Genomic DNA, 13,035 nt, shown 5'->3' with positions numbered 1-13,035 from the left:
ATCGAGGCCCGCAACCGGCGGAGAAGCGCCGATTTCAACGATCGGCTACACAAAAATCAACAAAAAGGCACTTCCGTGGCAGGGATCGTCCGGGTCCCCTGCCCTCGTCGATGCGGCAAGTATCAAAGCCGGTCAGGCGCGGTTGACGGCACTCGACAGCCTGTCGAACATGTCCGGCGCCGTCAGGTCGAGGCGCAGCGGCGTCAGCGAGATCTTGCCCTCGTGGATCGCCGTCAGGTCGGAGCCGGGCCTCGGACTGAAGGGCTGGCGCCGGTAGGCGAGCCAGAAATAGGGATTGCCGCGCCCGTCGGTGCGCTCCTCCACGAACAGGCCGTGGGTCAGTTTCCCTTGCGACGTGATCTCCATGCCGGCGACCTCGTCCGGTCCGCAATTGGGAAAGTTGACGTTGACCAGAACGTCAAGCGGCAGGTCGGCATCGATGATGCGACGGATGACGTCGGGGCCGTGCGCTTCGACGGTTTCCCAGGGCACCACCCGGCCGCCGTCCCATTCATAGGCCTGGCTGAGGGCGATGGAGCGCACGCCCAGCATGACGCCCTCCATGGCGCCGGCGACGGTGCCGGAATAGGTGACGTCGTCGGCGATGTTCTGTCCGGCATTGACGCCGGACAGCAGCAGGTCGGGCGGGGTGTCCATGACCTGGCGCACGCCCATGATGACGCAGTCGGTCGGCGTGCCGCGCAGTGCGAACTCGCGTTCGGAAAGCTGGCGCAGGCGCAGCGGGTCGCTCAGGGTCAACGAATGGGAGAGCCCGCTCTGGTCGGTCTCCGGCGCGACGGTCCAGACGTCATCGGAAAGCTGGCCGGCGATCTTCTGCAGCACCTTCAGGCCGGGGGCATTGATGCCGTCGTCATTGGTGACGAGAATACGCATGGTCACTTTCCGCTGGTATTTTGGGGGCCGCCGATCTTCTCAAGTCCGCCGAGATAGGGCTTCAGGGCCTCCGGCACGGCGATCGCGCCGTCGGCGGTCTGGTAGTTCTCCATCACCGCGATCAGCGCGCGGCCGACGGCGATGCCGGAGCCGTTGAGGGTGTGGCAGAATTTCAGGCCCTTCTCGCCGGCCGGGCGATAGCGCGCATTCATACGCCGCGCCTGGAAATCGCCGCAGACCGAGCAGCTCGAGATCTCCCGGAACATATCCTGGCCAGGCAGCCAGACCTCGATGTCGTAGGTTTTTCTGGCACCAAACCCCATGTCGCCGGTCGACAGCGTGACGACGCGGTAGTGCAGGCCGAGGCGCTTCAGCACCTCCTCGGCGCAGCCGACCATGCGCTCAAGTTCGTCGACCGAGTCGTCGGCGCGGGTGACGGAGACGAGCTCCACCTTGTCGAACTGGTGCTGGCGTAGCATCCCGCGCACGTCGCGCCCCGCCGAGCCGGCCTCGGAGCGGAAGCACGGGGTCAGCGCCGTCACCCGCATCGGCAGGTCGGCATCCTCGAAGATGCGCTCGCGGGCCAGGTTGGTGAGCGGCACTTCCGCCGTCGGGATCAGCCAGCGGCCGTCGGTCGTCTTGAACAGGTCCTCGGCGAATTTCGGAAGCTGGGCGGTGCCGTAGACCGCCTCGTCGCGCACCAGCAGCGGCGGGATGGTCTCGGTGTAGCCGTGCTCAAGGGTCTGCAGATCGAGCATGAACTGGGCGAGCGCGCGGTGCAGGCGCGCAAGACCCCCTTGCATGACGACGAAGCGCGAGCCGGCCATCCTGGCGGCGGCCTCGAAGTCCATCAGGCCGAGGGCCTCGCCGAGCTCGAAATGCTCCTTCGGCGCGAAATCGAAGGACGGCTTGTCGCCGACCCGCCGGACCTCCACATTGGCGTCCTCGTCGGGCCCGACCGGCACGTCGTCGAGCGGCAGGTTGGGGATCGCGGAAAGCGCCTCTTCCAGGCCCGCGGTGAGCCTGCGCTCCTCCTCCTCGCCGCCCTGCACGAAGCTCTTCAGCTTGGCGACCTCGTCGATCAACGCCTTCGCCGTCTCCTCATCGCCGGAGCCCTTGGCCTTGCCGATCTCCTTGGAGGCGGCGTTGCGGCGCTCCTGGGCGTCCTGCAATTTGGTGATGTGGGCGCGGCGGGCATCGTCCATGGTGATGAGCTTTGCCGACAGCGGCGGCAGCCCGCGCTTTTCCAGCCCGCGATCGAAATCCAGCGGGTTGTCGCGAATCCATTTGATGTCGAACATCGTGGCCTCGGGTCGTGTGTCTTGCGGCGGACCGGGGAAAGAGGCCGCAAGCCGACCGCCTACGAGGCTTCGTCCGCCTGTGCCTCGGCCTGAGCCCGTTTTCGTTCCACCATCTTCACGGAAAGAATGGAGAACTCGTAGAGGAGCAGGGTTGGGAGTGCAAGCCCGATCTGGCTGATCGGATCGGGGGGCGTCAGCACCGCCGCGGCGATGAAGGTGAGCACGATGGCGTATTTGCGCTTGGCCTTCAGGCCGTTGGAATCGGTCAGCCCGGCCCGGGCCAGCAGCGTCAAAACGACCGGCAACTGGAACACCAGACCGAAGGCGAAGATCAGCGTCATGACGAGGCCGAGATATTCGGAGACCTTCGGCAGGTGCTTGATCTCGGCAACGCCCATGCCGCCGGCCTGCTCCATGCCCAGGAAGAAGCGCATGGCGAGCGGCATGACGACGAAGAACACCAGCGAGGCGCCGATCGCGAAAAGGACCGGCGTCGCCACCAGATAGGGCAGGAACGCACCCCTCTCGTTCCTGTAGAGGCCAGGCGCCACGAACATGTAGAGCTGGCTGGCCAGCACCGGAAACGCCAGGAACAGGGCGCCGAACAGGGCGAGCTTCAACTGGGTGAAGAAATATTCCTGCGGCGCTGTGAAGATCAGCTCGATCTCGCGCTGGTCGCCGGCGGCCCGCTCATAGGGAATGATCAGGATGTTGAAGATGTCGCTGGCGAAATAGAAGCAGACGACGAAGGCGATCATGATCGCCAGCACCGACCACATCAGGCGCTGCCGCAGTTCGATCAGGTGCTCGATCAGCGGCGCCTTGGTCGATTCGATGTCGTCCTCTTCGCTCATTTTGAGCGCACCCCTACCCCGGATTTATGATTGTTTGTTGGACGGCTCGGCGGCCGTCGGAACGTCGGTGTCGGCGTCCGCGGCCGTGCGTGCGTCCTGGCCTGCAGGCACCGCATCGGCCTGGGATGCCGGCCGCGGCTCACTGATGCCGTCATCCGGGTTCATCTCCGAGACCGCCCGGTCGACCGGATCGAGTGCCGGCGCTTCTTCTTGCGCCTTGGACTTCTGGCTCTCGGCCTGCGGCTTGTAAGGCTTGGTCGGATCCTTGACGCCGTCCAGCGCACTCAACGGATTCATCGCCTTCTTGACGTCGGCGACCGGATTGAACGACTTGTTCATTTCCGAGAGGCTTTTCTTGGCGTCGTCCAGGTCTGCCTGGCGCTCGGCCTCGCGCACCGCGTCGTTGAAGGTGGTCTGGAACTCGCCGGCCATGCGGCGCATCTTGCCGACCACCTGGCCGAACGTGCGCAGCATCCGCGGCAATTCCTTCGGTCCGACGACGAGGATTGCGATTACGGCAACAACAAGGATCTCGGTCCAGCCGATATCGAACATGGCGTCCGCCCTACTGGGGTGGCGCGGCCTTCAAGAAGGCCGGCGTCAGCTCGCCTTGCTCTGATCGTTGGCCTTGTCCATCGACGCCGTCGTGGAGTCGTGCTCGATCGTCTTGGCGTCGTCCTTTTCCGCGACCTCGTCCTCGGCGAGCCCCTTCTTGAAGCTCTTGATGCCTTTCGCGACGTCGCCCATCAACTCGGAAATCTTGCCGCGACCGAACAGGAGCACGACGATCACCGCGACGATGACGATCTGCCAAATACCTATGGACATGAATGACTTCTCCTCAAACGTCTCAAGCGCATCGCGCGCTGCACGTCATTTTTCGGCGGCACTATTGCAGAAAGGGTCCTAGGCCGCAACACGCCGTTCGACGGACCGCAACCCCTCGTTCGGGACTGCCGGATTACCCTTCCTCGCCGGCCGCGAACACCAGTGCGGCAGCGGGCTCGAAACCGACCACCACGTCCTCGCCGGCGGCAAGGTCGGAGCCGTGCCGGCGCACCGAAAGCGGCCGTTCCAGCCCGCGCACCGCGATGTCGAGCAGGTCGACCTCGCCGAGGAAGCGCCGCCGCAGGACGCGGCCGGGCGTCCTGTCGAGGGCGAGCCGGTCGGAAGACCGCGTCACCCTGATATCGTGCGGCCTGAGCCCGACGACAACCGCCTCGCCTTCGGAAAATCCTGGCACCGGCGCGTCGCCGATCGGCGTTTCGACGGCGCCGGCCGTGACGCGGCCCGGAATTTCGTTGAGATCGGAAAAGAAACGGCCAACGAAAAGATCGGCCGGCCGGCGGTAGAGATCCTCCGGCGTTCCGACCTGGACGATGCGGCCGCGGCGCAGCAGCGCGATGCGGTCGCCCATGCGCATCGCCTCTTCCGGGTCGTGGGTGACGACGATGCAGGTCGCCCCGGTCCGCTCCACTGCCGTCAGGGCGTTTTCGCGCACGTCCTCGCGCAGCCGCCGGTCGAGGCCGGAGAACGGCTCGTCCATCAGGAGCACGCTCGGATTCGGCGCCATTGCCCGGGCGAGCGCCACGCGCTGCTGCTCGCCGCCGGATAGGGCGTGCGGATAATCGTCGGCATAGGCGGCAAGGCCGACGGCAATGAGCGCCTCGCGGGCGACCCTTTCGGCCTCGGCCTTCGGCAGATCGGTGAGGCCGAACATGACGTTCCGGACGATCGTCAGGTGCGGGAACAGGGCATAGTCCTGGAACATCAGCCCGACGCCGCGGCGCTCCGGCGGCAGGAAGCCATCCGGGCCGGCGACCTCCACGCCGTTGACGACGACCCGGCCGGCGCTCTGGCGCTCGATGCCGGCGGCGATCCGCAGAAGCGTCGTCTTGCCGCTGCCGGACTGGCCGAGGAGGCACAGCACCTCGCCCGGCTCGACCTCCAGCGACACGTCCTCGACGGAGGCAACGCCGTCATAGTGATGGGTGATGCTTTCGAAGACGAGGCGGCCGGCGCCACCGGCGTCCTCGCCGTCTCGCTCTGCGGATAGGGCCAAGCGGCTTACCTTTCGTCCTCGTCGAGGGGGTCCTCGTCACCCCGCAGCTCGGCGCTGTCGGAGGGCACCGGAATGGCGAGGTCGGCGGGCACATTGATATCGAGGAGGCCGGCGCCCTTCAACTCCTCAAGGCCCGGAAGGTCGCCAACGGCCTCCAGGCCGAAATGGTCGAGGAAGTCGTCCGTCGTGCCGTAGGTAACAGGCCGGCCGGGCGAACGGCGGCGACCGCGCATGCGTATCCAGCCGGTCTCAAGGAGCACGTCGAGGACGCCCTTCGACATGGAAACGCCGCGGATCTCCTCGATCTCGGCGCGCGTCACCGGCTGGTGGTAGGCGACGACGGCGAGGGTTTCCAGGGCGGCCCGGGAGAGCTTGCGCGGCTCGACCGCCTCCGGGGCGAGCAGGAAGGACAGGTCCTCGGCGGTCCGGAACGCCCATTTCTCCGCCACCCGCACCAGATTGACGCCGCGCCCGGCATAGGCCGACTGCAGCTCGCGCAGCAGCGAGCCGACATCGACGTCGGAGGGCAGCCGTTCGGCCAGGAATGCCTCCGACAGCGGCTCGGTGCTGGCGAACAGCAGTGCTTCAAGCATGCGCAGGTGCTGGCGCCGGTCCTCCGGAGAAAGGCTGGTGACGTTGTTCATGCCGGTCTTCCCACCGCCCCTGCGATCATGGCTTGCCCTTTTCCGGCGTCTCGTCGCCCTGTCGCGGCGTTGCCCGGCGGCGCACATAGAGCGGCGCGAAGGCATCCGCCTGGCGCAGTTCGACCTTGCCTTCGCGAACCATTTCCAGGCTTGCCGAAAAGGTGCTGGCGATCGCGGTCGCCCGCTCTTCCGGGCGCGCCAGATAGGCGATCAGATACTCTTGGAGCGAGGTCCAGTCGTCGGCCATGCCGACGAGGCGGGAGAGCACCTGGCGCGCCTCCTCCAGAGACCAGACATCGCGCTGGCGCACCGCGACGCGGCGCACGCAAGTGCGCTGGCGCTGGATCGCGTAGGCGGACAAGAGGTCGTAGAGGTCGGCCTCGTATTCGGTGCGCCGGACCGCCTCGAGCGCCTCCGGCATGCCGCGGGCAAAGACGTCGCGGCCGAGCCGGTCGCGGTTCATCAGGCGGGCGGCGGCCTCGCGCATGGCCTCAAGGCGCCGCAACCGGAAGGCCAGCGCGGCGGCCAGTTCCTCCGCGCTCGGCTCCTCGTCGTCGTCGCTGACGGGCAGCAGCAGCTTCGATTTCAGATAGGCGAGCCACGCCGCCATCACCAGATAGTCGGCGGCAATCTCGAGGCGCAGCCGGCGCGCCTCCTCGATGAAGCGCAGATACTGCTCCGACAGCGCCAGTATCGAGATCTTGGTGAGATCGACCTTCTGGGTGCGGGCAAGTTCCAGGAGGAGGCCGAGGGGCCCCTCAAAGCCGTCCACGTCGACGAGCAGGGTCGGGTCGACGACCGAGCGTTCCGGCTCGGCACCCCAGGCCGCGTCTTCGTCCCCGCCGACGCCCATCAGGCCATCCCGTCCGCCATCAGTTCCATGAACTCCGCCCGTTCTGCCGCCGGATCGCCGGCAACGCGCCTGCCGACCAGCGCCAGCGCCCGGTCGGCCCGCGCCTTCGCCGCACCGTCCAGCACCGGACTTGCCGCGGCAACCGCGCGCATCTCGTCCAGATCGCCGTTGCAGTGTAGGGCAAGATCGCAACCGGCGGCAAACAGCGCCTCGCACCGCTCCGTCATGGTGCCGCCGAGCGCCTTCATGGAGACGTCGTCGCTCATCAGGAGGCCGGAAAAGCCGAGTTCACCGCGGATGATTTCGGCAATGATGCGCTTTGAGACAGTGGCCGCGTTGTCCGGATCGAGCGCGGTGTAGACGACGTGGGCGGTCATGGCGGCCGGCAGGTCGGCAAGGGCCCTGAAGGGAGGGAAGTCGTGGGCCGCGAGGTCCTCCCGGGAGGCCTCGACCGTCGGCAGCGACAGGTGGCTGTCGGCGGTGCCGCGGCCGTGACCCGGGATGTGCTTGATCACCGGCAGGAGGCCCTCCGACATCAGCCCCTCGGCCGCCGCCCGGCCGAGCGCGGCGACCGTTTCCGGGTTGGTGCCGTAGGCGCGGTCGCCGATGACGTCGTGGGCGCCGGCGACCGGCACGTCGAGCACCGGCAGGCAATCGGCGGTGATGCCGAGGTCGGCGAGGTCGCCGGCGATCAGCCTGGCGCCGAGGAATGCGGCCCGCCTGCCCTTTTCCGGGTCTGCCTCAAAGATCTCGCCGTAGCGCCGGCCCGGCGGATAGATCGGCGCCAGCGGCGGCTTCAGGCGCTGCACCCGGCCGCCCTCCTGGTCGATGAAGACGGGCGCATCGGCGCTGCCGACGGCGTCGCAAAACGCGGCGACGAGGCCGAGGATCTGTTCGGGATCGGACAGGTTCCGGGCAAAGAGGATGAGGCCGAAGGGCCGCTCGTCTTCCAGGAAACGGCGTTCGGCATCGCTCAGGACGAGGCCGGAAACGCCGCAGATGAAGGCCTTCTCAGAAACGCTCATGACCCGGCCTTATCCGTGAGAGTCGGCCGGGTCAAGACGCTTTCAAGCGGCGGCGTCCGTCAGTTGCGACGGATGAAACAGTCGCCGCCGGCGCTCTTCAGGTTGGTGCAGAAGCTGTTTGCCTCGCCCCGGTCCATCGGCCCGACCCGCACCCGGTAATAGGTGCCCTTGTCGCCGAGATCGGCGCGCAGGATCATGGCGTTCTGGTTGTTGAAAAGCTGCGGGTAACGGCTCTGCAGCGACTTGTAGGCTTCCTGGGCCTGGGCCTCGCTGCGCTGCGAGGATACCTGGACGCTGTAGGTGCCGGCCGGGGTCGCCGCCGTAGCGGGCGTTGCCGCGGCCGCCTCGGCGGCGTTGGCAGGCGGTGCCGACGGCGGCGGGGTGACCGCCGGGGCGCGGGCCGCCGCGGTCAGGTCGAGCGGACCGCTGGCGCCGCGATTCGTCGGCGGAACGTCCCGGCCTTGCGTGCGCACCGGCTGGGTGGTGACCCGGCGGGCGGTCGGCGAGACGGGCGAATCCGGTGTCGCGGGACGGGCTTCGGGCCGCCTGGCGTTGCGCGGCACGGCGGGCGTTGCCGGCCGGCTCGCCGGGGCTTCGGTCTGGATCTGGCGCGGCGCCGGCTCGCGGCTTGCGACCTCGGTTCCAGCCGCGTCGCTGGCCTCGTCGGCCGTTGCCGCATCCTCGGCGGTGTCCGGCTCGCCGGCCGCCTCCTCGTCCGCGGCCGAAACGACATCGTCCGACGTTTCGACGGGCTCGGTATCCTCGAGGGACGTCTCGCCCGTGTCGAGCGCGGCAAGTTCGGTGCCGGGCTTCGGCCGCGGCACGTCGGCCTCGCCGGAGACCTCTGGCGCATCGGCGTTGCCGGCAAGGAGATCGGTGTCATCGGCCTCGGCCGTGTCGGTGCCTTCCGCAGCCTCATCGGCGGTCGCGCCGATATCGTCGGTGGTCGGGCGGATGCGCACGGTGTCGACCGGCGCAGCGGCCGCGGGGGCCTCTTCGTCCGACTGGTCGACGATGGTGCCGTCCGGGCGGACAACGACGGTCCGCACGCGCCGCGGCACGGCACCGCGGGCCTCGGCCTCCGGCACGCCGGTCTCGCCCTCGGTCGCCAGCGGGTCGACCGGCTCCTCGGTGCGCACGATCAGGCGCTCCTCGCCGGGCTCGCCGGTGCCGCCGACGCGGTCGTAGATCAGCTTGGAGCGTTCCGGCTCGCCCGTGCCCTGCGGCTCTTCGGGCTTCACCTTCACCTCGCCGGTGTCGGCATAGATCATCGGCGGCGGGCCGCTCGCCTCGTCGCCGGCCAGGAACCGGTAGCCGAGGAAGCCGGCAAGGCCGAGCACGACGATGCCGCCGATGACGGCAGCGACCATCATGCCGCGGCCGCGATCTCCGTCCGCGGGGCTCGCTTCGAGCTCCTCTTCGGTATGCGGCGGCAGCTGGTCGTCGCCGGAATATTGCGGCGCGGCCTCCTCGGCCGCCAGCGCGATGTCGTCGCTATCGGAATAGTCGCCGTCCGGCGCATAGCCGGCCTCGCCATGGTAGGCCTCGGCCGGATAGTCCTCTGCGTAGCGGTCGGTCTCGTAGCCGGCGGCGACGGGCGCGCCATAGGCCTCGTCGAGATCGACGGCGACCCGCGGCGGCTCCAGCGCGGCATCGTCGAAAGCCGGGTCGTAGGCGTCGGAGCGGTATTCACGCGGCACGAACTCGCGGTCGTCGTCCGCGCCGTCCTCGTAGCCTTCGACGTCGGCATAGCCCTCGACGGGATAGTCCGCTTCGCCTTCGGCCCCGTCCTCTGCATAGGCCGCCGGGCCCTCTTCGCCGTCGCGAGCCTCTGCGGCAACCGGATAACCGTCGGCGTCGTAGGATTCTTCATAACTCGCAGCGTCGGCGGGAGCCGCGGCGTAAACCTCGGGATAGGCGTCGCCTTCCTCCGGCTCCGCGGCCGTTTCGGCCACGTCCGGCTCTTCCGGCGCTTCGGGCACGTCCGGCTCGGGCGCGTAACGCTCGTCGATGCGGTAGGGCTCGCCGGACGTCACTTCCGGGAACAGCGCCGCTTCTACCGCCTCGATGCTGCTGTCGTCGGCAGCGACGTCCACGCCGAGGCCGGGCTCGATCCGGTCCTCCTCGGCATAATCCGCGTCGTCGTCCTCGTCGTACCGGCTGTCGGACCTGACGTCGGGGCCCTTCCAGGCGATGTCGTCTTCCGCCGACGGCGCCTCGGTGATCACTTCGGGCGCGTCATCGGCTTCGGTCTCGTCGACGGTCGGGTCCGGCGTTTCCGGCAACGGCGTCAGGTCGAGATCGGCCGGCGGCTCGTCCGCGAAGGACGGCTCGAAGCGCGGCTGGGAGATTTCCGGGTCGTTGGCGATCGCCTCGCCGACGGCGGCGGCGAGCGCGCCTTCCAGGTCGTCGAGATCGATTTCAGGGGCCGCCGTCTCGGCCGGCTCCTCGTCGCGGGACGCGGTCTCGACCGGCGGCGCGATATCGGTTTCGGGGTCTTCCGCGGCGGTGACGGCCGGAGCCTCGTCTTCGGCGACCGGCTCGTCACGGGCGACCGGCTCGTCCTGCACGGACGGCTCACGGTGCGGCGTCGTCTCCTCAAAGCCGCGGCGCATGCGCGCCAGCAGCGAGGCCGACCCGCCCTCGATCGCGGGCTCGGAGGGCTCGTCCCGATTCGCGCCCGGACGAGCCGTCGTCGGCGTCACGCGGGTGCCGAGAATGGCGCTGAGCTGGCTGGCGAGATCGAGCGGCTCCGGGCGCTCCGGCTCTTTGGCCTCGGCCTCGACCGTCTCAGATTCGCCCGTATCCGGCTCGGCCGGCCCGACCTCGAAACCTTCGGACCCGGACGCTTCGGCGTCGGCGGTGTCCGGTTCAGCGAAAACCTCAGGCGCATCGGTTTCGGCCGTCGGGGTCTCGTCCTCGCCCGGTAGCTCGATTTCCGGCACAGTCTCTTCGGCAATATCGTCGTCCGGCGCCACGGGTTCGGGAACCGCGGCATCGAGGGGATAGCCGGCGATCTGGTCCTCGGCCTCGTCGGCCTCCAATGACGGCTCGGCGCGGTCATCAGCTACGTCGGGCGTTGCCGGATCGTCGGCCGAAAAATCCTCGGCGGGCGCGGGTTCATCGGCTTCCGCCGGCGCGCTCCACTCTTGCGCAGCTTCCTCGACTTCCGGAGCCGGCGCGCGCTCTTCGGGCGAATAGGGTTCCGGCTCGGGCGGCGAGAAGCTCGCCTCGAACTCGGCCAGAAGCTCGCGCTCCAGATCGGCCGTCGGATCGCCGGCAAAGACGTCGTCTTCCGGCTCGCGCGCCGTGGGCTGCGGCCCGTCGGAGGGCGCTACGGAATCGCTCGCCTCCGGCGCGTCGTCCTCAGGGGCCTCGTTGTCGGATGCCGCCTGTTGCGGCGCGGGGTTGTTGCGCCGCGGATAGAGCGGGCCGCCACTGACGATCCGCGCCAGCTCGACCAGCGGATCTTCCTCATAGGGCCGGTCGTCCCGCTCATGGCGCTCGTAGCCTGGCCCGAGTTTCTTGGCTTCTTTGGACATTTCGGCAGAGTTCCTACGCTGAATACGACACGCATGATCCCTCGCCGATCAGACCACCGTGTCTTAACGCATTTCATCCGGCGCGCTGGCGCCCAGAATAGCCAGACCCGCTTGAATGACCAGTTGAACACTGTGAACGAGGGCAAGTCTGGCTAAGGATGACTGTCTGTCTTCAACGTTAATAAAGCGTAATTGAGGCAAATCCTTGCCTCTGTTCCACTGGGCGTGGAGCGCACTTGCCAGGTCGTAAAGATAAAACGCGACCCGGTGCGGCTCGTGGGCGAGGGCTGCCGCCTCCACCAGGCGCGGCCATTCGGCGATCTTGGCAATGAGCGCGATCTCGCCCTCGTCGGTCAAAAGGTCCAGCGGCGCGGCCTCCAGCGCGGCCGGCGTCAGGTCGAGGCCCGGCAGCTCGTTCGCGGCCTGGCGGAACACCGAGGCGCAGCGGGCATGGGCGTATTGGACATAGAACACCGGGTTGTCGCGCGACTGCTCGGTGACCTTCTGGAAGTCGAAATCGAGCGGCGCGTCGTTCTTGCGGTAGAGCATCATGAAGCGCACGGCGTCGCGGCCAACCTCCTCGACGACGTCGCGCAGGGTGATGAAGTCGCCGGAGCGCTTCGACATACGGACCGGCTCGCCGGCCCGGAACAGCTTGACGAGCTGGCAGAGCTTGACGTCGAGCGCCGCCTTGCCGCCGGTGACGGCGGTGACGGCCGCCTGCATGCGCTTGACGTAGCCGCCATGGTCGGCGCCGAGGACGTCGATCTGCGTGGTGAAGCCGCGCAGGAACTTGTCGTAGTGATAGGCGATGTCGGAGGCGAAATAGGTGTAGCTGCCGTCGGACTTCAGGAGCGCGCGGTCGATGTCGTCGCCGAAGTCGGTGGAGCGGAACAGCGTCTGCTCGCGGTCTTCCCAGTCGTCGGGCAGTTGACCCTTGGGCGGCGGCAGGGTGCCGAGATAGATCAGGCCCTTTTCCCGCAGGGAGGCGATCGCATCGGCGACGCGGTCCTGGTCGCCGGCGACCAGCGAGCGTTCGGAAAAGAAGATGTCGTGGCGGACGTTGAGGGCTTTGAGGTCCTCGCGGATCATCGCCATCATCATGGAAATGGTGGTCTCGCGGACGACCGGCAGCCAGTCCGCCTCGTCCATGCCAAGGAGGCTGTCGCCATGGCTTTCTGCGATCGCCTGGCCGACCGGCTTCAGGTAGTCGCCCGGATAGAGGCCTTCCGGGATCGCGCCGATCTCCTCGCCGATCGCCTCCTTGTAGCGCAGATAGGCGGAGCGGGCGAGGACGTCGACCTGCACGCCGGCATCGTTGATGTAGTACTCGCGGCCGACATCGTAGCCGGCATATTCCAGGAGGTTGGCGAGCGCGTCGCCGACGACGGCGCCGCGGCAGTGGCCGACATGCATCGGCCCGGTCGGGTTGGCCGAAACGTACTCGATATTGACCTTCTCGTCGGTCTCGATGGCACCCTTGCCGTAGGCGTCGCCCGCTCCGATCACGGCCTTCAGGTGGCGCGCCCAGAAGCCGGGTTCGAGGCGGATGTTGATGAAGCCGGGACCGGCGACCTCGACGGCGGCGACATCCGCGTCCTCGCCGAGCTTGGCGGCGAGCGCCTCGGCGATGTCGCGGGGCTTTTGACCTGCCGGCTTTGCCAGCACCAGGGCCGCGTTGGAGGCCAGATCGCCATGAGACGGGTCGCGCGGCGGCTCGACGACGACGTTGGCGAGATCAAGCTCACCACCATCTTTCGCCTTGATATCAGATTGTTCTATGATTTTCTTAATGCGCGATGCGAAGTCTTTGAAGATATCCATGTTTCGCTTTTCTGGGTTGTTCGGGCGCGAGGCGCG

Annotated in this window: 11 protein-coding genes; all 11 read right to left on the bottom strand. The window is 67.9% G+C overall.

The window, feature by feature from the left end; translation table 11 throughout:
• Positions 1-132: 132 nt before the first annotated feature.
• Positions 133-894 carry a 5'/3'-nucleotidase SurE gene (gene surE, locus M2319_RS17725; protein WP_264602799.1) on the bottom strand — a complete coding sequence of 254 codons (762 nt, stop codon included), beginning with the start codon at positions 892-894 and terminating at the stop codon, positions 133-135.
• A gap of 2 nt (positions 895-896) precedes the next feature.
• Positions 897-2,195 carry a serine--tRNA ligase gene (serS, locus tag M2319_RS17720; RefSeq protein WP_264602798.1) on the bottom strand — a complete coding sequence of 433 codons (1,299 nt, stop codon included), beginning with the start codon at positions 2,193-2,195 and terminating at the stop codon, positions 897-899.
• Between the two features lie 59 nt (positions 2,196-2,254).
• Complete coding sequence (gene tatC / locus M2319_RS17715) at positions 2,255-3,049, bottom strand: twin-arginine translocase subunit TatC (protein ID WP_264602797.1); 795 nt, start codon at positions 3,047-3,049, stop codon at positions 2,255-2,257.
• A 24-nt stretch (positions 3,050-3,073) separates the two neighbouring features.
• The gene (tatB, locus tag M2319_RS17710) at positions 3,074-3,604 is read right to left on the bottom strand and encodes a Sec-independent protein translocase protein TatB (protein ID WP_264602796.1); all 531 of its coding nucleotides are present in this window, start codon (positions 3,602-3,604) and stop codon (positions 3,074-3,076) included.
• Positions 3,605-3,649: 45 nt separating this feature from the next.
• Positions 3,650-3,877 carry a twin-arginine translocase TatA/TatE family subunit gene (locus M2319_RS17705; RefSeq protein ID WP_264602795.1) on the bottom strand — a complete coding sequence of 76 codons (228 nt, stop codon included), beginning with the start codon at positions 3,875-3,877 and terminating at the stop codon, positions 3,650-3,652.
• A gap of 133 nt (positions 3,878-4,010) precedes the next feature.
• Positions 4,011-5,111, bottom strand: a complete 1,101-nt coding sequence (locus tag M2319_RS17700) for an ABC transporter ATP-binding protein (RefSeq protein WP_264602794.1) — start codon at positions 5,109-5,111, stop codon at positions 4,011-4,013.
• Between the two features lie 5 nt (positions 5,112-5,116).
• Positions 5,117-5,755, bottom strand: coding sequence for an SMC-Scp complex subunit ScpB (gene scpB, locus M2319_RS17695; protein WP_264602793.1), 639 nt, complete (start codon positions 5,753-5,755; stop codon positions 5,117-5,119).
• 25 nt (positions 5,756-5,780) lie between these two features.
• Entirely contained in the window at positions 5,781-6,608 is an 828-nt protein-coding gene (locus tag M2319_RS17690) for a segregation and condensation protein A (protein ID WP_264602792.1), read from the bottom strand.
• A complete protein-coding gene (gene nagZ / locus M2319_RS17685; RefSeq protein ID WP_264602791.1) occupies positions 6,608-7,633 on the bottom strand; it encodes a beta-N-acetylhexosaminidase in 1,026 nt (341 codons plus the stop codon). Before nagZ ends, M2319_RS17690 begins: the two co-directional genes overlap by 1 nt.
• A gap of 59 nt (positions 7,634-7,692) precedes the next feature.
• The gene (locus M2319_RS17680) at positions 7,693-11,175 is read right to left on the bottom strand and encodes an SPOR domain-containing protein (RefSeq protein WP_264602790.1); all 3,483 of its coding nucleotides are present in this window, start codon (positions 11,173-11,175) and stop codon (positions 7,693-7,695) included.
• A 63-nt stretch (positions 11,176-11,238) separates the two neighbouring features.
• Positions 11,239-12,999: an arginine--tRNA ligase gene (gene argS, locus M2319_RS17675; RefSeq protein ID WP_264602789.1), complete on the bottom strand. Its 1,761-nt coding sequence runs from the start codon at positions 12,997-12,999 to the stop codon at positions 11,239-11,241.
• Positions 13,000-13,035 lie beyond the last annotated feature (36 nt).

It is taken from the genome of Rhodobium gokarnense, assembly GCF_025961475.1.
GTDB classification, from domain to species: domain Bacteria; phylum Pseudomonadota; class Alphaproteobacteria; order Rhizobiales; family Rhodobiaceae; genus Rhodobium; species Rhodobium gokarnense.
Note: the sequence above shows the minus strand (reverse complement) of the source record. Positions and strands in the feature narration are given on the sequence as shown.